Origin of the sequence: Enterobacter vonholyi, from assembly GCF_040834095.1 — a bacterium.
In the GTDB taxonomy this organism is placed as follows: domain Bacteria; phylum Pseudomonadota; class Gammaproteobacteria; order Enterobacterales; family Enterobacteriaceae; genus Enterobacter; species Enterobacter vonholyi.
In genome coordinates this window covers 1616466-1636050 of the sequence record NZ_CP162152.1, presented here as the reverse complement: position 1 = coordinate 1636050, position 19585 = coordinate 1616466, and the positions used below count along the sequence as shown (strand labels likewise).

The window sequence follows — 19585 nt, the reverse complement described above, 5'->3', positions numbered from 1 at the left end:
TTCAGAACAGTGAATGCCATTTTCACTATCTACCGGGATATTGACCCTGAATATAAGCTAATTACATCAACAGAACATCAGGAGTTAATCATGAAAAACGTAACAGGCGTTTATACCGCTCCCCGCCAGCACTGGGTTGGAGATGGTTTCCCGGTCCGTTCAATGTTTTCTTATCAGATGCACGGCGAGCCGCTCAGCCCGTTCCTGCTGCTGGACTACGCGGGCCCGTATACCTTTCCTGCTGATGGTGCGAAACGCGGCGTAGGCCAACACCCTCACCGGGGTTTTGAAACGGTCACTATCGTCTATGCCGGTGAAGTGGAGCATCGCGACTCCACGGGTAAAGGCGGCGTCATTGGCCCTGGCGACGTGCAGTGGATGACCGCAGGGGCAGGCATTTTGCACGAGGAGTTCCACTCCAGCGCGTTCTCGCAGAAAGGCGGGGAACTGAAAATGATGCAGCTTTGGGTCAATCTGCCGGCGAAAGACAAGATGGCGGCCCCGGGCTACCAGAGCATCACGAAAGCCGACATCCCGGTGGTGACGCTGCCGGATAACAGCGGTTCGCTGCGAGTTATTGCCGGTCGCTACGACACGGTGACAGGCCCGGCGCACACCTTCTCGCCGCTTAACGTCTGGGACATCGCGCTGAACCAGGGAAGCCATCTGACGCTCAATCAGCCTGAAGGCTGGAGCACGGCGCTGGTCGTGCTTGAAGGCAGCATCACGGTGAACGGTGCAACTCAGGCGGGTGAAGCCCAGCTGGTCGTATTGAGTCAGGAAGGTGACAAACTGCACCTGGAGGCGAACAGCGATGCAAAAGTGCTGCTGATGGCCGGCGAGCCGCTGAATGAACCGATCGTGGGCTATGGCCCGTTTGTGATGAACACTAAGAGTGAAATCAATGAAGCCATTCGTGATTTCAATTCCGGCCACTTCGGCCAGATCTGAACATAATAAAGGAGGACTGCCGCTGTGATCTCCGAGATCCAGCGCCCGCTTAAACCGTGAAGTTCTCGATTCGCAGCGTTAATCCCCTGCTCCACGGCGATAAACCGTGGAGCTGATTATTGCTTAACCGAACAGGCACTAAAGCTGAAAATCTGCTTGACCGTGTCAGCGCAACTCCCTATAGTAGCGCCCCGTTGCCCCCCAAGCGGTCAGGCAGCAAAACAATATGGTGAGGTGTCCGAGTGGCTGAAGGAGCACGCCTGGAAAGTGTGTATACGGCAACGTATCGGGGGTTCGAATCCCCCCCTCACCGCCATATTTGAGATGAGAGCTCGTACGAAAGTACGGGCTTTTTTCTTTTATATTCTCCGAAAAGGGGGGATGAGAATCCCCGACCGGGGTTCGACAACTGGCGCAGCCAGTTGGACAGACTGTGAGTGCAGCGAACAGGCTGCCCGCAGGGCGAGCAAAGCGAGTCAATCCCCCCCTCACCGCCATATTTAAGATGAGAGCTCGTACGAAAGTACGGGCTTTTTTCTTTTATATTCTCCGAAAAGGGGGGATGAGAATCCCCGACCGGGGTTCGACAACTGGCGCAGCCAGTTGGACAGACCGTGAGCGCAGCGAACAGGCTGCCCGCACAAAAAACAAAGCCCGGTTTCCCGGGCCTTGAACGCAACAGCAAACTCAGTAATACGCTTGCAGCGTGCGCTGGCAGAGCGCCGATCGCACGCAGTCCTCTTTGGTGAAACGTACCACCCCAATCATCTCATCTTCCTCAAAACGTGACATGGCGTCGCTCAGTCCGGATTTCACGCCGGACGGCAGGTCACACTGGGTAATATCGCCGTTAACGATAACCGTCACGTTCTCCCCGAGGCGCGTTAAAAACATCTTCATTTGCGCAGCGGTCACGTTCTGAGCCTCGTCAAGAATGACGACCGCATTTTCAAAGGTACGTCCGCGCATATAGGCGAACGGCGCGATTTCCACCTTGCCAATCTCTGGCCGCAGGCAGTACTGCATGAAGGATGCACCCAGCCGCTTCACCAGCACGTCATAGACGGGCCTGAAGTACGGGGCAAACTTCTCCGAAATATCACCGGGCAAGAAGCCGAGATCTTCATCAGCCTGCAGTACCGGACGGGTAACAATGATTCTTTCCACGTCCTTATGGATCAGCGCTTCCGCCGCTTTGGCTGCACTGATCCAGGTTTTCCCGCATCCGGCTTCACCGGTTGCAAAGATGAGCTGTTTACTCTCGATAGCATTCAGGTAGTGCGCCTGAGCCTCATTGCGCGCCACAATTGGAGAATTATCACGGCTGTCTCGGGCCATGCCAATTGCTTCTACGCCACTCATCTGCACAAGCGAGGTGACCGATTCTTCTTCACGCTGTTTATGGCTACGTGAATCCCGTCTCAGCACACGTTTTGCTTCGCGACGAGCTTTGATCACTGCTTTTTGTCTTCCCATGGATAGCACCTTGAGTTGTTGGTATTCATCACACGCGCCAGCGTCGGCACGATTATGCGCACGAACATCAGAGGGTTGGCTTCCTTGTAAGCCATTGCTTGCACTATCGGATGACGATACGGAACAGCTACGCGCACCGTTCTGCACGTCGGTCGAATCAGATTCTTGAGGGAGGGGGGAAAATTTAGTGGTGAGGAAATCGCTGCCGGAGTCTGAGCCTCCGCGACGGGTGCTGCGGTTGTTATGTTTACCTTGTCCAGTACAGGACGCAACCATTCGCGATCTCCATAGTGATTCAGCATCACTGCCGGGAACTACCGCTGTCTTATCTTAAGTACATCAGGAGTTATCATAAATGCAACATTTATTTTACCTGAATGCAACTTTTAGGACTGTCCCTACAGTTGAAATCAGTCTCATATAGAAATATTACAGAAATATAACAGGAGGATAGTCATATGAAAAAATAATGTCCCTGCGAATCGTCGCAGGGACAATTATCAGGCTTCAATAAGACCCTGCGCGAGATACACGCTGCTGTCGCGCACGCCCGGCAGGGCAAAGAAATAGCCTCCGCCGATAGGTTTAATGTACTCTTCCAGCGCCTCTCCGTTTAAGCGCTTCTGCACGGTGAGGAAGCCCTTTTCCAGATCGTGCTGGTAGCAGACGAACAGCAGCCCCATATCGAGCTGACCGGAGTTAGTCACGCCGAGCGAGTAGCTGTATCCCCGACGCATCATCAGGCTGGACTGCGTCTCTTTGGTGCGCGGATTGGCCAGACGAATGTGGCTGTCCAGCGCAATCACATCGCCATTAGGATCGCTGGCGTAGTCGGGCACGTCATGCTCGTTCTTCATGCCGAGCGGCGCGCCGCTTTGCTTATCGCGACCGAAGATCGTCTGCTGCTCTTTCAGCGGCGTGCGGTCCCAGAACTCCACGTGGAACTGAATAATGCGCACCGCCTGATAGCTGCCGCCCACCGCCCATGCCGGTTCGCCCTGATCGGCAGTGACCCACACCACCTCCTTCATGAGCGCACCATCGTGGCTGTCCGGATTGGCAGTGCCGTCCTTGAAGCCCAGCAGGTTCACCGGAGTCTCTTTCCCCTTGCTGCGGGCGGCGTGGTCCGAGATAAACCCTTCCCGCTTCCAGCGCACGCTCAGCAGATCCGGCGTGTGCTTGATGATGTCGCGCAGGGCGTGGATCACCGTATCCTGGGTGTTGGCACAAATTTGCAGAAGCAGGTCGCCATGACACAGCGCAGCGTCCAACGAGTCATTCGGGAAACGCGTCATTTTCTGCAGCGCTTTCGGCTTCTGTTTTGCCAGCCCATAGCGTGTATCAAACAGCGATTCCCCCAGCGAAACGGTAATGGTCAGGTTGTCAGGGGCGATAAACGGCCCCAGAATGCCGGAGTCCATTGGCGGCAGACGCGGGTTCGGCGTATCGGGCGCCGGTCCACCGGCGGTGAGAAACGCAATGCGCTTCGTCAGCAGGCGGAACAGACGTTCCAGATCGGCTTTATCGCTGGCCAGCGAATCAAAGGCCACCAGCATCATGGACGCCTGCTGCGGCGTCAGGATGCCCGACTGATGCTCGCCATAAAACGGCTGCGTCTCCATGCGGGCATTGGGTGACAGCGTGCCGGGCGCGCTTTGCGGTTTTGCCGCATGCGCTACCGGACACCCGCCAGCCAGAGCAAGCGCGCCCCCCAGCGCCCCTACCCCTTTTAACAACCGACGACGTGAAGGCTCAACCACGTCGTTCTCGCTATGCTTATTCATCGTGCTTAGTCCAGACCCAGTACGCCACGCAGCAGGGAGAGATCTTCCGCCAGGGCGGTAATCGGGCCTTTCAGCGCGTTACGGTCGGCGTCGGTCAGCTTATCGTAGGTCTCAAACCCGTCTTTGGTGCGGTACTTCGCCAGGATGGTGTCGACTTTTTTGAAGTTGGCATCCACCTTGCCCAGCAGCTCGCCGTTCTCTTTCTGCAGCTGAGGACGCAGCAGGTTAACGATTTTCTGCGCGCCGTCGACGTTGGCCTGGAAGTCCCACAGATCGGTATGGCTATAGCGATCTTCTTCGCCGCTGATTTTGCTCGCGGCCACTTCTTCAATCAGGCCGGCCGCGCCGCCCACCACTTTTGACGGCGGGAAGGCCAGCTCGCTGATGCGCTTTTGCAGCTCCAGCACGTCGCCGTTCAGCTGCTCAGCGTATTTCTCCATCCCTTTGGTGGAATTGTCGCCAAACAGGGCTTTCTCCAGACGGTGGAAACCGGTGAATTTCGGATCGGCGGCCTTCTGCTCGAAATCATCTTCGCGGGCATCAATGCTGCCATCAAGGTCAGAGAACAGCTCGGCGATCGGCTCGATACGCTCGTAGTGCTGACGGGTTGGCGCATAGAGGGATTTCGCTTTTTCGATGTCACCGGCCTTCACCGCATCGGTAAAGGCTTTGGTTGCCGTCGCCAGGTTCGCCGTCTCTTTCGTGACGTAGGTTTTATACGCGGTAATCGCATCGCCCAGGCTCAGCACCGCAGCGCCTTTCGCCGCATCGGCCGTCGCTTCGCCTTTGACAATAAGCTTCCCTTTAGGGTTGGTCAGCAGACCGCAGGTCATCTCATACTCGCCCGGCTGCAGGTTGGCGGTCATCTTCTGGCTAAAGCCAGGAGCGATATTTTCGCGCTCCTCCACCACCAGAACCCCTTTCAGGATCTCCCATTCCAGCGCCTTCTGGCTGTGGTTCTGAATAATAAACTGGGTTTTGCCGCTGTTCACCGTGAGGGTCATCGGCTCACACTGCTTATCATTAACGGTGACTTTAACCTGAGGAACATCCGCGCCCCAGGCGGAGAATGCAGAAGCGAACAGCGCGGCAATGCCTGCGCATAACGCACTACGACGGAACTGAATTGCCATGACTCTTCCCTTTAAAAAGTATGTTGTAACTAAATCAACTATTATGGCGTAACGCGAGACGCCTGCGTGCCGGTACGCGGCGGCATTGCGAACAGCACCAGCGCCGGAACCAGATAGATAAAGTAAATCGCCACTTCGCTGACGCTCGGCGTTTCCTGATAGCCGAAGATACCTTCAAGCAGAGTGCCGGTCAGAGAGTGCGTGGAGAGCACGTTGCTAAGGTCGAACGCGACGTCCTGGAAGTGGTTCCACAGGCCCGCTTCATGGAAGGCGCGAATCGCCCCTGCCGCCAGCCCTGCCGCCACCAGCAGAATAAACAGGCTGGTCCACTTGAAGAAAGCGCCCAGGTTCAGGCGGATACCGCCCCAGTACAGCAGGAAACCGAGCACCACGGCCGTGGCGAGGCCCAGCATGGCCCCCAGCGGCGGCCAGATCCCCACATCCTGCTGAAACGCCGCCAGCAGGAAGAAAACAGACTCCAGCCCTTCGCGCGCGACGGCGAAAAAGACCATCATAATGAGCGCCCAGCCGTGGTTATTCCCCTTTTGCAGCGCGTTATCCACCGCCTGCTCCAGCTGCACCTTCACGTTACGGGAGACCTTACGCATCCAGAACACCATCCAGGTGAGGATCACCACCGCAATCACGGCGACGATCCCTTCGAACAGCTCCTGCTCTTTCTGCGGGAACTCGCCGGTGGTTTCGTTGATGAGGACACCTAAGCCCAGGCAGAGCGCCGCGGCAAGGAATACCCCGACCCACATGACGCCAATCCAGCGTCCGCGCTGGGTTCGCTTCAGATAACTGGCGATGAGGCTCACGATAAGGGCGGCTTCGAGCCCTTCACGTAACATAATGAGAAATGGAACAAACATGCCGACACCTTAAATGTTTATCGCGGTCAACTGATGCAAAGAAAGGTAAATTCTTGTGATAGTGATTATCATTACGACGAAAAGAAAAACAAGCGAAATGTGCGGTGTTTTGATAACGAGTTGTAAACGCCCAGCCTGATAATAGTTACATACGTTATCGTTAAGTTTATAAGTTATAACGAAAATGCTCATTTACGCTGATTCAGGGCTGTGGCTAAATATCCGCCTCAAACACCTGGTGAAAATAAATTATGTTTAAAATTGTCCATTTCCTGCTGGCGCTGGTTATTATTCTCGCGCTTGCCTGGCTGGTAAGTTTCGACCGCCGAAAAATTCGCATTCGTTTTGTTTTACAGCTGATTGTCATTGAAATTGCCCTGGCGTTCTTTTTCCTGCACGCCGAAAGCGGGTTATTCCTGATTAAATACGTCTCGGGATTTTTTGAGTCACTGCTCAAATTTGCTGGCGAAGGCACCAATTTCGTCTTTGGCGGTATGGGTGAAAAAGGGCTGGCGTTCATTTTCCTCGGCGTGCTTTGCCCAATTATTTTTATTTCCGCGCTGATTGGTATTCTTCAGCACTGGCGGATCCTGCCGATTTTTATTCGGGTGATCGGTACGCTGCTGTCGAAACTGAACGGCATGGGTAAGCTGGAATCCTTTAACGCGGTTAGCTCGCTGATTCTCGGCCAGTCGGAAAACTTCATTGCCTACAAGGGCGTGCTGGGGGATCTCTCTTCCCGTCGTCTCTTCACCATGGCAGCCACGGCGATGTCGACGGTCTCCCTGTCGATTGTCGGCGCGTATATGACCATGCTCGACGCTAAATTTGTCGTCGCCGCGCTGATTCTGAACATGTTTAGCACCTTTATTATTCTTTCGGTCATCAACCCGGCACGCCCGGAAGCGGAGCCGGATATCAAGCTGGAAAAACTGCATGAATCGCAGAGCTTCTTCGAAATGCTCGGCGAGTATATTCTGGCCGGTTTTAAAGTGGCGATGATTATTCTGGCCATGCTGATTGGCTTTATCGCGCTTATTAGCGCCGTTAACGCCCTCTTCTCCAGCGTATTTGGCATGAGTTTCCAGCAGATTCTGGGCTATGTATTTTATCCCCTGGCGTGGCTGGTGGGTATTCCGCTGGGTGACGCCCTGAACGCGGGCAGTATTATGGCGACCAAGCTGGTGGCGAATGAATTTGTGGCGATGATTGAGCTGCAAAAAATCGCGCATCAGATGTCCCCGCGCGGGCTGGGCATTTTATCCGTCTTCCTGGTGTCCTTCGCGAACTTCGCGTCCATCGGCATTGTGGCCGGGGCGATTAAGGGCCTGAACGAGCAGCAGGGGAACGTGGTGTCGCGGTTTGGTCTGCGTCTGGTGTACGGCGCGACGCTGGTGAGCCTGCTGTCGGCGAGCTTTGCGGGGCTGGTGTTGTAAGTGTTTTTGCCCGGCGGCGCTTCGCTTGCACGGGCCTACGATACAGCAACGGCGGGATTTCCCGCCGTTTTTATTAGAACTGCACGCACACCGGCTGGTCGACGCGCATCACCGACTCCTGCGCGAAGCGTGATTTATAAATCCCGCGCAACGCTTCGATGTTCTTCTCGCTCTGCGCATCTTTACCGTGGATCAGCATTAATGCTTTGCTGGGTTCGCGCGCCACTTTCCCGTCGTTCCCCAGCCACTGCCCGCGCGCGTCAAACACCGTTAAGCCATCGCGGAAACGCGGCGTCACGTCCTGGTCAACAAACTGCTGCCACTCGTTGCTGGTAATCTGTGCCCCGGCAGGACGGTTTAAGCCGAAATAGAGCGTGGTTTGCTGCATCTGGTTATCCGCTTTGCAGGTCTCCACCGCCGCATGCTGCGATGGCGCGTTGCAGCCCGCCAGCATCAATAATGCCGCCGCCATTAACCCTGTTTTGATTGTCATGCTTCGCTATCCTCATTGTTATAAGCACATGGATATCACAGGAAATTACGGATTTTGGCAAGAAAAAAGCCGGGTGGCGCTTGCGCTCACCCGGCCTGTATTGTGCAGCGAGAAAAATTATTCTGCCTGAAGCTTAGACGGCGGCGCAGTGTGGTAATGCGCGTCGGCTTCCGCAAAGCGTTTCTGCATGGAGGCAGACGGCGCTTTACCCAGCAGGCTAAACACCACGATACCGATGCTGCCGAAGATGAAGCCAGGAATGATTTCGTACAGGCCCAGCCAGGCGAACTGTTTCCAGACGATAACGGTCACCGCACCGATAATCATCCCCGCCAGCGCGCCGTTACGGGTCATACGGGACCACATGACGGAGAACAGGACGACCGGACCAAATGCCGCACCGAAGCCCGCCCACGCGTAGCTAACAAGACCCAGCACGCGGTTCTCCGGGTTAGCCGCCAGCGCAATCGCCACCAGCGCAACCGCCAGCACCATGAAGCGCCCGACCCACACCAGCTCTTTCTGGCTTGCGTTTTTACGCAGGAAGGCCTTATAGAGGTCTTCGGTGATCGCACTGGAGCAGACCAGCAGCTGGCAGCTCAGGGTGGACATCACCGCCGCCAGGATCGCGGAGAGCAGAATACCGGCAATCCACGGGTTAAACAGAATTTGCGCCAGCTCGATAAACACGCGTTCGGCGTTCTGGTTCACCGCACCCGCCTGCGCCGGGTTGTTGCTGAAGTAGGCGATACCGAAGAAGCCAACAGCGCACGCACCCGCCAGACACAGGATCATCCACGTCATACTGATGCGACGGGCATGTACGATGGTGTGGTGAGAATCCGCCGCCATAAAGCGCGCCAGAATGTGCGGCTGACCGAAGTAGCCTAGACCCCAGCCCATCAGAGAGACGATGGCCACGAAGTTCAGCCCTTTCAGCATGTCGACGTTTTCAATGCTCTTCTGCTTGATCACTTCCAGCGATTCGCCAAAGCCGCCAACGGTGAAAATCACAATCACCGGGGTCAGGATCAGGGCGAAGATCATCAGGCTCGCCTGCACGGTGTCGGTCCAGCTTACCGCCAGGAAACCGCCCACGAAGGTATAGAGAATGGTCGCAGCGGCACCGGCCCACAGAGCGGTTTCGTAGCTCATGCCGAAGGTGCTTTCGAACAGGCGCGCGCCGGCCACGATGCCGGAGGCGCAGTAGATGGTGAAGAACAGCAGGATAACCACCGCAGAGATAATACGCAGGATGCGGCTGTTATCTTCAAAACGTCCGGTGAAGTAATCCGGCAGCGTCAGGGCGTTGTTGTTGGCTTCGGTATGCACGCGCAGACGGCCTGCCACCAGCTTCCAGTTGATCCACGCGCCCACGGTCAGACCGATGGCGATCCAGCTTTCCGAGATACCGGAGATAAAAATCGCACCCGGCAGACCCATCAGCAGCCATCCGCTCATGTCCGATGCGCCCGCAGAGAGTGCGGTCACCATCGGGCCTAAACTGCGTCCGCCCAGAATGTAGTCGTCAAAGTTTTTCGTGGAACGCCACGCCAAAAACCCTATCAGGATCATGCCAAAAATATAAACGAGAAATGTCACCAGCATCGGTGTGCTAATAGCCATTCAAATTCTCCAAAAGTGTCGAGCGACAACCGTCCGGGTTGCCTTGTTATATGATCACCGGAACGAGGTGACGGTATCTTGTGTTTCGGTTGGGCGCGCTATCCTGCCGTATGCGCCCTCCGCTGACAAACGATTTAACACTGCATTTACATCAATTTCATCCCCGGTTTGATACGAGTTTCCTATAGGTTGCACTCGCTCACGCTTTTACGGGTTGCACCTTTTAAAAGTGTTAACTTCCGCATAAAACCAGGCTTTCCGCGTCAAAGCCAGCACGTTTTTCCAGCTAACCATTCGTTAACAATCCATTCATTTTCTGGGTTGCAAACCAGGTCACATTTAACACGGTTGCACAAAGTTGCAACATGGGGGATATTTCACGCTATCTACAGAATGCTATTACAGAACAACAGGAGCTTTGGCATGGGTATGACCACCATGGGGGTTAAGCTGGATGACGCGACCCGCGAACGGATTAAGACCGCAGCAACCCGCATTGACCGCACGCCGCACTGGTTAATTAAGCAGGCGATTTTTAACTATCTCGAAAGACTCGAGAGCGATGAGGGCCTGCCGGAGCTGCCTGCCCTGCTCGTCGGCGCCGCCAATGAAAGCGAAGAGGCGCCGGCCGCTGGCGACGAAAGCCATCAGCCGTTCCTTGAGTTTGCCGAGCAGATCCTGCCGCAGTCCGTCAGCCGCGCCGCCATTACCGGCGCCTACCGCCGCGCCGAAACCGACGCCGTGCCGATGCTGCTGGAGCAGGCTCGCCTGCCTGACGCCATTGCCGCACAGGCGCACAGCCTGGCGTATCAGTTAGCCGACAAGCTGCGTAACCAGAAAACCGCCACCGGCCGCGCCGGAATGGTTCAGGGTTTGCTGCAGGAGTTCTCCCTCTCCTCTCAGGAAGGCGTGGCGCTGATGTGCCTGGCGGAAGCGCTGCTGCGTATTCCGGATAAAGCCACCCGCGACGCGCTGATCCGCGACAAGATCAGCAACGGCAACTGGCATTCGCACATTGGCCGCAGCCCGTCGCTGTTCGTTAACGCGGCAACCTGGGGCCTGCTGTTTACCGGCAAACTGGTTTCGACCCATAACGAAGCCAACCTGTCACGCTCCCTGAACCGCATCATCGGCAAGAGCGGCGAGCCGCTGATCCGCAAAGGCGTGGACATGGCGATGCGTCTGATGGGCGAACAGTTTGTGACCGGGGAAACTATTGCCGAAGCGCTGGCGAACGCCCGCAAGCTGGAAGACAAAGGTTTCCGCTATTCGTACGACATGCTCGGTGAAGCGGCCCTGACCGCCGCCGACGCGCAGGCCTACATGGTTTCTTACCAGCAGGCGATCCACGCCATCGGTAAAGCGTCCAACGGTCGCGGTATTTATGAAGGCCCGGGCATCTCGATAAAGCTCTCCGCCCTGCACCCGCGCTACAGCCGCGCGCAGTATGACCGGGTGATGGAAGAGCTCTATCCGCGCCTGAAGTCACTGACCCTGCTGGCGCGCCAGTATGACATCGGCATTAACATCGACGCCGAAGAGGCCGACCGTCTGGAGATCTCCCTCGATCTGCTGGAAAAACTGTGCTTCGAGCCGGAGCTGGCAGGCTGGAACGGGATTGGCTTCGTTATCCAGGCCTACCAGAAGCGCTGCCCGTTCGTCATTGATTACCTGATTGACCTTGCCACCCGCAGCCGCCGTCGCCTGATGATCCGTCTGGTGAAAGGCGCCTACTGGGACAGCGAAATCAAACGCGCCCAGATGGAAGGTCTGGAAGGCTACCCGGTCTATACCCGCAAGGTTTACACCGACGTCTCTTACCTCGCCTGTGCGAAAAAGCTGCTCGGCGTGCCAAACCTGATCTATCCGCAGTTCGCTACCCATAACGCCCACACCCTGGCGGCGATCTACAGTCTGGCCGGGCAAAACTACTATCCAGGCCAGTACGAGTTCCAGTGCCTGCACGGCATGGGTGAACCGCTTTACGAGCAGGTCACAGGTAAAGTGGCGGACGGCAAGCTAAACCGCCCGTGCCGTATCTATGCTCCGGTGGGCACGCACGAAACCCTGCTGGCGTACCTGGTTCGTCGTCTGCTGGAAAACGGCGCGAACACCTCCTTCGTTAACCGCATCGCCGACACCACGCTGCCGCTGGACGAGCTGGTGGCCGACCCGGTACAGGCCGTTGAGAAGATGGCAGCGCAGGAAGGCCAGATTGGTCTGCCGCATCCAAAAATTGCCCTGCCGCGCGAGCTGTACGGCAAAGGTCGCGTCAACTCGGCGGGTCTGGATCTCGCCAACGAACACCGTCTGGCGTCCCTCTCCTCTGCCCTGCTCAACAGCGCGCTGCAGAAGTGGCAGGCCAAACCGATGCTGGAGCAGCCCGTTGCTGACGGCGACATGCAGCCGGTCATCAACCCGGCAGAGCCAAAAGATATCGTCGGCTACGTGCGTGAAGCGACAGAAGCGGAAGTGGATCAGGCGCTGGACAGCGCGGTGAATAACGCCCCTATCTGGTTCGCCACGCCGCCGCAGGAGCGCGCCGCCATTCTGGAACGCGCGGCGGTGCTGATGGAAGATCAGATGCAGTCGCTCATCGGCATTCTGGTACGCGAAGCGGGTAAAACCTTCAGCAACGCCATCGCCGAAGTACGCGAGGCCGTCGACTTCCTGCACTACTATGCCGGTCAGGTGCGCGATGATTTCGATAACGAAACCCACCGTCCGCTGGGTCCGGTCGTCTGTATCAGCCCGTGGAACTTCCCGCTGGCGATCTTCACCGGCCAGATTGCCGCCGCCCTGGCCGCAGGCAACAGCGTGCTGGCAAAACCGGCAGAGCAGACCCCGCTGATTGCCGCGCAGGGCATCAATATTCTTCTGGAAGCCGGCGTACCGGCGGGCGTGGTTCAGCTGCTGCCGGGCCGCGGTGAAACGGTCGGAGCCAAACTGACTTCCGATAACCGCGTGCGCGGCGTGATGTTTACCGGCTCGACCGAAGTGGCCTCGCTGCTGCAGCGCAACATTGCCACCCGTCTGGATGCGCAGGGTCGTCCTACGCCGCTCATCGCGGAAACCGGCGGCATGAACGCCATGATCGTTGACTCCTCCGCCCTCACCGAGCAGGTGGTGGTTGACGTACTGGCCTCCGCCTTCGACAGCGCCGGTCAGCGCTGCTCCGCCCTGCGCGTGCTGTGCCTGCAGGATGACGTGGCAGACCACACGCTGAAGATGCTGCGCGGCGCGATGGCCGAATGCCGCATGGGTAACCCGGGCCGTCTCACCACCGACATCGGGCCGGTGATCGACGCGGAAGCCAAAGCCAACATCGAAAACCACATTCAGACCATGCGCGCGAAAGGCCGCCCGGTGTTCCAGGCGGTGCGAGACAACAGCGAAGACGCCCGCGAGTGGCGGACCGGCACCTTTGTGCCACCTACGCTTATCGAGCTGGCAAGCTTCGACGAGCTGAAAAAAGAGGTCTTCGGTCCGGTACTGCACGTGGTGCGCTACAACCGTAACAACCTCAACGAGCTGGTTGAGCAGATCAACGCCTCCGGCTATGGCCTGACGCTCGGCGTGCATACCCGTATCGACGAGACCATCGCGCAGGTGACCGGCAGCGCCAAAGTGGGCAACCTGTACGTTAACCGCAACATGGTGGGTGCGGTCGTGGGCGTGCAGCCGTTCGGCGGTGAAGGCCTCTCCGGCACCGGTCCGAAAGCGGGCGGTCCGCTCTACCTGTACCGTCTGCTGGCGAACCGTCCGGAGAACGCGCTGGGCGTCACCCTGGCGCGTCAGGATGCGGAGTATCCGGTGGATGCGCAGCTGAAAGCCGTGCTGACCCAGCCGCTGGAGGCGCTGATCGCCTGGGCGGAAAAACGTCCTGAACTGCGTGCTGTCGCACAGCAGTACGGCGAGCTGGCGCAGGCCGGTACGCAGCGTCTGCTTCCGGGACCAACCGGCGAGCGCAACACCTGGACGCTGATGCCGCGCGAGCGCGTGCTGTGCGTGGCGGATAACGAGCAGGACGCGCTGGTACAGCTGGCCGCCGCCATGGCCACCGGCTGTGAAGTGCTGTGGCCGGAAGATGCTCTGCATCGCGATCTCGCCAAACAGCTGCCGAAGGCGGTCTCGGCCCGCATTCGCTTTGCGAAAGCCGATATCCTGCTGACCCAGCCGTTTGATGCGGTGATCTACCACGGTGATTCCGATCAGCTGCGCGAGCTGTGCGAGCAGGTTGCGGCCCGCAGCGGGGCGATTGTTTCGGTGCAGGGCTTTGCGCGCGGGGAAACCAACCTGCTGCTGGAGCGTCTGTACGTGGAGCGCTCGCTCAGCGTCAACACCGCGGCGGCGGGCGGTAACGCCAGTCTGATGACAATAGGTTAACGCTGTGCTAATAAGGCTCCGGAGACGGAGCCTTATTTTATTGGGGAATATATGAAACGATATCTTATCGCCAGTGCAGCGCTGCTGCTGAGCGCCAGCGCGCTGGCCGACGAGTGCGACAAAGCGACCACCCAGCTTGAACTGAATACCTGTAGCGCGCAGCAGTACCAGGCTGCCGATAAAAAGCTCAACCAGACGTACCAGGCGGCCGTTAAGCGTGCGGCAGACCCTCAGCGAGATCTACTGAAAAAAGCGCAGCAGGCGTGGATTACCCTGCGCGATGCGGACTGCGCGTTTATCGGTTCGGGTACGGAAGGCGGGAGCGTTCAGCCAATGATTGTTAACCAGTGCCTGGCGGAAAAAACCGTGGAGCGCGAAGCGTTTCTGGCCTCGCTGATGCAGTGTGAAGAGGGCGACTTAAGCTGCCCTCTCCCGCCGGCAAACTAACGTAAGCGGATCCCTTCAATAATCATCCGCTGCACGTTTTCCAGGGTGCTGTGGAAAAACGCTTCGTCCTGGAGCGTTTTTCCGGTCACCGCCTCGACCTGGGCCGCAAAGTCAGCGTAATGCTGGGTGGAGGCCCAAATCATAAAGATCAAATGATGCGGATCGACCGGGGCCAGCTTTCCGCTGGCAACCCATCCGGCAATAATGGCCGACTTGTCGTCCACCAGCTGTTTTAAATCTCCGGTCAGCTCCGCCTGCAACAGCGGCGCGCCCTGCAGCATCTCAAGACAAAACAGCCTTGATGCCTGCGGGTAATCGCGCGACACCTCCAGCTTCAGGCGAATGTACTCCTTGATCGCTACCAGCGGGGCCAGCTCTTCGCGAAACGCTTTCAGCGGCGCCAGCCAGATATCGAGGATCTGCTGCATCACCGCGACATACAGCGCCTCTTTCGATGGGTAATAGTAGAGCAGATTGGTTTTGGATACCCCGGACTGCTCCGCCACCTGCTCCAGGCGCGTGCCGTGAATGCCAAACTGCGAAAACGTCTCCAGCGCCGCGCTGAGGATCGCCTGCTTCTTGGCGCTCACCGCCTGCGAACGTTTACCTGGTGTTTTCACTGCGCCTTGTGTCATTCCCGCTCTCCTTATTCTGCGTTGCCCTCAGCATAGCAAAACCCCCGTCTCACCACGACATCCTGCACTCCGATCGCGCATGAATGCCTGTTTTCTGTGCAATGTTTTTGACCAGTTAGTCCACATTTAGCTGCATCAATCCACCAACTTCTGATTAACACATTAATAACACAGCCATTTTCAAAACTGGCACTGCCTTTGCAAAAACACCGTTACACCTGCGACGTAATGAAGAGAGGTTCGTGATGAAAATTGGCGTATTTGTACCCATCGGCAACAACGGCTGGCTTATCTCGACCACTGCACCGCAATACATGCCGACCTTTGAGCTCAATAAAGCCATCGTGCAGAAAGCGGAGCACTACCATTTCGACTTTGCGCTTTCGATGATCAAGCTGCGCGGCTTTGGCGGCAAAACCGAATTCTGGGATCACAACCTGGAGTCCTTCACCCTGATGGCTGGGCTGGCGGCAGTCACCTCGCGGATCCAGATCTACGCCACCGCCGCCACGCTTACCCTGCCCCCGGCCATCGTCGCGCGCATGGCCTCCACCATTGACTCCATCTCAGGCGGACGCTTTGGCGTCAACCTGGTTACCGGCTGGCAAAAACCCGAGTACGAGCAGATGGGGCTCTGGCCGGGTGACGATTACTTCTCGCGTCGCTACGACTACCTGACCGAATACGTGCAGGTTCTGCGCGACCTGTGGGGTACCGGCAAAAGCGATTTTAAGGGTGACTTCTTCACCATGAACGACTGTCGCGTCAGCCCGCAGCCGTCGGTGCCGATGAAGGTGATTTGCGCCGGACAGAGCGACGCGGGGATGGAATTCTCCGCCAAATACGCCGACTTCAACTTCTGCTTCGGTAAAGGCGTTAACACGCCTGCCGCCTTCGCCCCGACCGCCGCTCGCATGAAAGAGGCCGCCGACAAAACCGGGCGCGACGTGGGCTCCTACGTGCTGTTCATGGTGATAGCAGACGAAACCGACGACGCCGCGCGCGCGAAATGGGAGCGCTATAAGGACGGCGCCGACGAGGAGGCCCTGAGCTGGCTTACCGAGCAGAGCCAGAAGGATACCCGCTCCGGCGCGGATACCAACGTTCGTCAGATGGCCGACCCGACCTCCGCCGTCAATATCAACATGGGCACGCTGGTCGGCTCGTACGCCAGCGTTGCCAGAATGCTCGACGAAGTGGCGGCCGTCCCCGGCGCGGAAGGCGTCCTGCTGACCTTCGATGACTTCCTCACCGGCGTGGAAACCTTCGGCGAGCGCATCCAGCCGCTGATGCAGTGCCGCGCCCACGTTCCTGCCGTCACGAAGGAGGTGGCGTAATGACGACCCTTAACGCACGCCCGGAAGCCATTACCTTCGCGCCACAGCAGAGCGCGCTGATCGTGGTGGACATGCAAAACGCCTACGCCAGCCCCGGTGGTTATCTTGATCTGGCGGGCTTCGACGTCTCCGCGACCAGACCGGTTATCGAGAACATTAAAACCGCCGTCGCCGCCGCGCGCGCCGCGGGCATGCTCATCATCTGGTTCCAGAACGGCTGGGACGAGCAGTACGTCGAGGCCGGCGGCCCCGGCTCGCCCAACTTCCACAAGTCGAACGCCCTGAAAACCATGCGTAAACGGCCCGAACTGCAGGGCAAGCTGCTGGCGAAAGGCGGCTGGGACTATCAGCTGGTGGATGAGCTGGTCCCGCTGGCGGGTGATATCGTCCTGCCCAAACCGCGCTACAGCGGCTTTTTCAACACGCCGCTCGACAGCCTGCTGCGCAGCCGGGGCATTCGCCACCTGGTCTTCACCGGCATTGCCACCAACGTCTGCGTGGAGTCGACCCTGCGCGACGGCTTTTTCCTCGAGTATTTTGGCGTGGTGCTGGAAGACGCGACCCATCAGGCCGGGCCGGAATTCGCCCAGAAGGCGGCCCTGTTCAATATCGAAACCTTTTTTGGCTGGGTCAGCAGCGTCGCCGAGTTCTGCGACGCCCTGAATCCCCCGCTCGCCCGTATCGCCTGAGGAGACATCTGATGCCGAAATCCGTAATCATCCCGCCGGGCACCAGCACGCCCATCGCCCCGTTTGTCCCCGGCACCCTTGCCGACGGCGTGGTGTACGTCTCCGGCACGCTGCCGTTTGATAAAGACAACAACGTGGTATTTATCAACGACCCAAAGGCGCAAACCCGCCACGTGCTGGAGACGATCAAAACCGTGATCGAAACGGCCGGTGGCACGATGGAGGACGTGACCTTCAACAGCATCTTTATCACCGACTGGAAAAACTACGCCGCGATTAACGAAATCTACGCCGAGTTCTTCCCCGGCGATAAGCCGGCCCGGTTCTGCATTCAGTGCGGTCTGGTGAAGCCGGAGGCGCTGGTTGAGATCGCCACCGTTGCGCACATCGCGAAGTGAGGCAGGCATGAAACTTTCCGTCTCACCGTCCCCGTATGAGGGTGCGCCCGTGGTGGTCCTTATTGCCGGGCTCGGCGGCAGCGGCAGCTACTGGCTGCCACAGCTGGCCGCGCTGGAGCCGGAATATCAGGTGGTGTGCTATGACCAGCGTGGAACGGGCAATAACCCCGACGTCCTGCCGGAAGGGTACAGCCTTGCAGAGATGGCGGACGAACTGGACCAGGCGCTGGCTGAGGCCGGAATTGCACGCTACAGCGTCGTCGGCCACGCGCTGGGGGCCCTGGTCGGCCTGCAGCTGGCCCTCGACAGGCCCGACGCCCTCACCGCGCTGGTGTGCGTCAACGGCTGGCTGACCCTCAACGCCCACACCCGCCGCTGCTTTCAGATCCGCGAGCGCCTGCTGCATTACGGTGGCCCACAGGCGTGGGTTGAGGCGCAGCCGCTGTTTCTCTACCCGGCAGACTGGATGGCCGCTCGCGCGCCCCGCCTGGAGGCCGAAGAAGCGCTGGCGCTGGCCCATTTTCAGGGAAAAGCCAACCTGCTGCGCCGGCTCAGCGCCCTGAAAAAGGCCGACTTCAGCCGCCATGCGGCGCGCATCCGCTGCCCGGTCCAGATCATCTGTTCCGCCGACGACATGCTGGTGCCCTCTGTCTGCTCGTCTGAACTGCAGGCTGCGATCCCGCACGGCCACAGCGCGGTGATGCGCCAGGGCGGGCATGCCTGCAACGTCACCGAGCCGGACACCTTTAACACCCTGCTGCTCAACGGGCTGGCCAGCCTGCTGCACAGCCCTGAACCCGCTTTATAAGGAGCTTTAATGAGCGAAGCCATTACCCCCGCCGCGCTGGAAACGCTGTTCACCGGCGCCCGCACCCATAACGGCTGGCAGGATATTGCCGTCAGCGACGAGACGCTGCGCGAAATCTACGACCTGATGAAATGGGGGCCCACGTCCGCCAACTGCTCCCCGGCGCGGATTGTGTTTGTGCGAAGCGCTGAGGGAAAAGAGAAGCTGCGCCCGGCGCTCTCCAGCGGCAACCTGGAGAAAACGCTTACCGCTCCGGTCACGGCGATTGTCGCCTGGGACGGTGAATTCTACGAGCGCCTGCCTGAACTGTTCCCGCACGGCGATGCCCGAAGCTGGTTTACCGCAAGCCCCGCGCTGGCGGAAGAGACCGCCTTTCGCAACAGCTCGTTGCAGGCCGCCTACATGATTTTCGCCTGTCGCGCGCTGGGGCTGGATACCGGCCCGATGTCGGGCTTTGACCGCCAAAAGGTCGACGAGGCTTTTTTCACCGGCACGACGCTTAAAAGCAACCTGCTGATCAACATTGGCTACGGCGACCCGGGCAAACTTTACGGGCGCCTGCCGCGCCTGACCTTCGACGATGCCTGCGGGCTGGCGTAAGGAGCGATGATGATGACACCGGATAAACAAACCTTTCGCGATGCTATGGCCTGCGTTGGCGCGGCGGTGAATATCATCACCACCGACGGCCCGGCGGGGATGGCAGGCTTCACCGCCAGCGCGGTGTGCAGCGTCACGGATTCACCGCCCACCCTGCTGGTGTGCCTGAACCGCGGCGCGTCCGTCTGGCCGACGTTCAGCGAAAACCGCACCCTGTGCGTCAATACCCTCAGCGCCGGACAGGAGCCGCTCTCAAACCTGTTTGGCGGCAAAACGCCGATGGAAGAACGCTTCGCCGCCGCCCGCTGGCAAACGGGCGACACGGGCTGTCCGCGCCTGGAGGAGGCGCTGGCCTCGTTTGACTGCCGGATCAGCCAGGTCGTGAGCGTCGGTACGCACGACATTCTTTTTTGCGACATCGTTTCGATTATTCGCCACCCCGCGCCGCAAGGCCTGGTGTGGTTTGACCGCGGCTACCACGCGCTTATGCGACCCGCCTGTTAACCCGCTT

The 19585-nt window shown here is 58.5% G+C and carries 17 protein-coding genes, 1 tRNA gene and 1 other RNA gene; 12 read left to right on the top strand and 7 right to left on the bottom strand.

Going from position 1 to position 19585, the window contains the following annotated elements:
- Positions 1-90 precede the first annotated feature (90 nt).
- The 3 genes from AB3N39_RS07690 to AB3N39_RS07680 all read left to right on the top strand — a co-directional run bounded on the left by AB3N39_RS07690 (position 91) and on the right by AB3N39_RS07680 (position 1448).
- Positions 91-951 (top strand): pirin family protein, encoded by an 861-nt coding sequence (locus tag AB3N39_RS07690; protein ID WP_367897187.1) that lies wholly within the window; start codon positions 91-93, stop codon positions 949-951.
- 228 nt (positions 952-1179) lie between these two features.
- A tRNA-Ser gene (locus tag AB3N39_RS07685) sits at positions 1180-1267 on the top strand.
- A 44-nt stretch (positions 1268-1311) separates the two neighbouring features.
- A non-coding RNA gene (locus tag AB3N39_RS07680) (RtT sRNA) lies at positions 1312-1448 on the top strand.
- A 190-nt stretch (positions 1449-1638) separates the two neighbouring features.
- On the opposite strand, the gene phoH is transcribed toward AB3N39_RS07680, so the two are convergent.
- The 4 genes from phoH to efeU all read right to left on the bottom strand — a co-directional run bounded on the left by phoH (position 1639) and on the right by efeU (position 6219).
- Positions 1639-2427, bottom strand: a complete 789-nt coding sequence (gene phoH, locus AB3N39_RS07675) for a phosphate starvation-inducible protein PhoH (RefSeq protein ID WP_024908976.1) — start codon at positions 2425-2427, stop codon at positions 1639-1641.
- 500 nt (positions 2428-2927) lie between these two features.
- The gene (gene efeB, locus AB3N39_RS07670) at positions 2928-4211 is read right to left on the bottom strand and encodes an iron uptake transporter deferrochelatase/peroxidase subunit (protein ID WP_133294149.1); all 1284 of its coding nucleotides are present in this window, start codon (positions 4209-4211) and stop codon (positions 2928-2930) included.
- A gap of 5 nt (positions 4212-4216) precedes the next feature.
- On the bottom strand, positions 4217-5344 hold the full coding sequence (efeO, locus tag AB3N39_RS07665; RefSeq protein ID WP_367897186.1) for an iron uptake system protein EfeO: 1128 nt from the start codon (positions 5342-5344) through the stop codon (positions 4217-4219).
- Positions 5345-5385: 41 nt separating this feature from the next.
- Entirely contained in the window at positions 5386-6219 is an 834-nt protein-coding gene (efeU, locus tag AB3N39_RS07660) for an iron uptake transporter permease EfeU (RefSeq protein ID WP_111964489.1), read from the bottom strand.
- Between the two features lie 251 nt (positions 6220-6470).
- Between efeU and AB3N39_RS07655 the strand changes: the two genes are divergently transcribed.
- Positions 6471-7655, top strand: coding sequence for a NupC/NupG family nucleoside CNT transporter (locus AB3N39_RS07655; RefSeq protein ID WP_127730349.1), 1185 nt, complete (start codon positions 6471-6473; stop codon positions 7653-7655).
- 73 nt (positions 7656-7728) lie between these two features.
- On the opposite strand, the gene AB3N39_RS07650 is transcribed toward AB3N39_RS07655, so the two are convergent.
- Together AB3N39_RS07650 and putP are read right to left on the bottom strand one after the other, a co-directional pair.
- Positions 7729-8148, bottom strand: coding sequence for a DUF3574 domain-containing protein (locus AB3N39_RS07650; RefSeq protein ID WP_032648964.1), 420 nt, complete (start codon positions 8146-8148; stop codon positions 7729-7731).
- Positions 8149-8265: 117 nt separating this feature from the next.
- Positions 8266-9774 carry a sodium/proline symporter PutP gene (putP, locus tag AB3N39_RS07645; RefSeq protein ID WP_111964491.1) on the bottom strand — a complete coding sequence of 503 codons (1509 nt, stop codon included), beginning with the start codon at positions 9772-9774 and terminating at the stop codon, positions 8266-8268.
- 423 nt (positions 9775-10197) lie between these two features.
- On the opposite strand from putP, the gene putA reads away from it, so the two are divergent.
- A complete protein-coding gene (gene putA, locus AB3N39_RS07640; protein WP_367897185.1) occupies positions 10198-14160 on the top strand; it encodes a trifunctional transcriptional regulator/proline dehydrogenase/L-glutamate gamma-semialdehyde dehydrogenase in 3963 nt (1320 codons plus the stop codon).
- A gap of 51 nt (positions 14161-14211) precedes the next feature.
- Entirely contained in the window at positions 14212-14607 is a 396-nt protein-coding gene (locus AB3N39_RS07635; protein ID WP_133294146.1) for a lysozyme inhibitor LprI family protein, read from the top strand.
- On the opposite strand, the gene rutR is transcribed toward AB3N39_RS07635, so the two are convergent.
- The gene (gene rutR / locus AB3N39_RS07630) at positions 14604-15242 is read right to left on the bottom strand and encodes an HTH-type transcriptional regulator RutR (protein WP_008499819.1); all 639 of its coding nucleotides are present in this window, start codon (positions 15240-15242) and stop codon (positions 14604-14606) included. The two genes, AB3N39_RS07635 and rutR, sit on opposite strands and share 4 nt — an antisense overlap.
- Before the next feature lie 245 nt (positions 15243-15487).
- Between rutR and rutA the strand changes: the two genes are divergently transcribed.
- The 6 genes from rutA to rutF are packed head-to-tail and all read left to right on the top strand — an operon-like array spanning position 15488 to position 19578.
- The gene (gene rutA, locus AB3N39_RS07625) at positions 15488-16579 is read left to right on the top strand and encodes a pyrimidine utilization protein A (RefSeq protein ID WP_111964494.1); all 1092 of its coding nucleotides are present in this window, start codon (positions 15488-15490) and stop codon (positions 16577-16579) included.
- On the top strand, positions 16579-17268 hold the full coding sequence (gene rutB / locus AB3N39_RS07620) for a pyrimidine utilization protein B (protein ID WP_133294144.1): 690 nt from the start codon (positions 16579-16581) through the stop codon (positions 17266-17268). Before rutA ends, rutB begins: the two co-directional genes overlap by 1 nt.
- An 11-nt stretch (positions 17269-17279) precedes the next feature.
- On the top strand, positions 17280-17666 hold the full coding sequence (gene rutC, locus AB3N39_RS07615) for a pyrimidine utilization protein C (RefSeq protein WP_010429508.1): 387 nt from the start codon (positions 17280-17282) through the stop codon (positions 17664-17666).
- A 7-nt stretch (positions 17667-17673) separates the two neighbouring features.
- The gene (gene rutD / locus AB3N39_RS07610; protein WP_133294143.1) at positions 17674-18474 is read left to right on the top strand and encodes a pyrimidine utilization protein D; all 801 of its coding nucleotides are present in this window, start codon (positions 17674-17676) and stop codon (positions 18472-18474) included.
- Positions 18475-18483: 9 nt separating this feature from the next.
- Positions 18484-19074, top strand: coding sequence for a malonic semialdehyde reductase (locus AB3N39_RS07605; protein ID WP_111964497.1), 591 nt, complete (start codon positions 18484-18486; stop codon positions 19072-19074).
- Between the two features lie 9 nt (positions 19075-19083).
- The gene (gene rutF, locus AB3N39_RS07600; protein WP_133295414.1) at positions 19084-19578 is read left to right on the top strand and encodes an NADH-dependent FMN reductase RutF; all 495 of its coding nucleotides are present in this window, start codon (positions 19084-19086) and stop codon (positions 19576-19578) included.
- Positions 19579-19585 lie beyond the last annotated feature (7 nt).

What these genes read in the sequence shown, in the direction of transcription:
- AB3N39_RS07690 (WP_367897187.1), top strand. Translation starts at nt 91, where the DNA reads ATGAAAAACGTAACAGGCGTTTATACCGCTCCCCGCCAGCACTGGGTT.
- phoH (WP_024908976.1), bottom strand. Translation starts at nt 2,427, where the DNA reads ATGGGAAGACAAAAAGCAGTGATCAAAGCTCGTCGCGAAGCAAAACGT.
- efeB (WP_133294149.1), bottom strand. Translation starts at nt 4,211, where the DNA reads ATGAATAAGCATAGCGAGAACGACGTGGTTGAGCCTTCACGTCGTCGG.
- efeO (WP_367897186.1), bottom strand. Translation starts at nt 5,344, where the DNA reads ATGGCAATTCAGTTCCGTCGTAGTGCGTTATGCGCAGGCATTGCCGCG.
- efeU (WP_111964489.1), bottom strand. Translation starts at nt 6,219, where the DNA reads ATGTTTGTTCCATTTCTCATTATGTTACGTGAAGGGCTCGAAGCCGCC.
- AB3N39_RS07655 (WP_127730349.1), top strand. Translation starts at nt 6,471, where the DNA reads ATGTTTAAAATTGTCCATTTCCTGCTGGCGCTGGTTATTATTCTCGCG.
- AB3N39_RS07650 (WP_032648964.1), bottom strand. Translation starts at nt 8,148, where the DNA reads ATGACAATCAAAACAGGGTTAATGGCGGCGGCATTATTGATGCTGGCG.
- putP (WP_111964491.1), bottom strand. Translation starts at nt 9,774, where the DNA reads ATGGCTATTAGCACACCGATGCTGGTGACATTTCTCGTTTATATTTTT.
- putA (WP_367897185.1), top strand. Translation starts at nt 10,198, where the DNA reads ATGGGTATGACCACCATGGGGGTTAAGCTGGATGACGCGACCCGCGAA.
- AB3N39_RS07635 (WP_133294146.1), top strand. Translation starts at nt 14,212, where the DNA reads ATGAAACGATATCTTATCGCCAGTGCAGCGCTGCTGCTGAGCGCCAGC.
- rutR (WP_008499819.1), bottom strand. Translation starts at nt 15,242, where the DNA reads ATGACACAAGGCGCAGTGAAAACACCAGGTAAACGTTCGCAGGCGGTG.
- rutA (WP_111964494.1), top strand. Translation starts at nt 15,488, where the DNA reads ATGAAAATTGGCGTATTTGTACCCATCGGCAACAACGGCTGGCTTATC.
- rutB (WP_133294144.1), top strand. Translation starts at nt 16,579, where the DNA reads ATGACGACCCTTAACGCACGCCCGGAAGCCATTACCTTCGCGCCACAG.
- rutC (WP_010429508.1), top strand. Translation starts at nt 17,280, where the DNA reads ATGCCGAAATCCGTAATCATCCCGCCGGGCACCAGCACGCCCATCGCC.
- rutD (WP_133294143.1), top strand. Translation starts at nt 17,674, where the DNA reads ATGAAACTTTCCGTCTCACCGTCCCCGTATGAGGGTGCGCCCGTGGTG.
- AB3N39_RS07605 (WP_111964497.1), top strand. Translation starts at nt 18,484, where the DNA reads ATGAGCGAAGCCATTACCCCCGCCGCGCTGGAAACGCTGTTCACCGGC.
- rutF (WP_133295414.1), top strand. Translation starts at nt 19,084, where the DNA reads ATGATGACACCGGATAAACAAACCTTTCGCGATGCTATGGCCTGCGTT.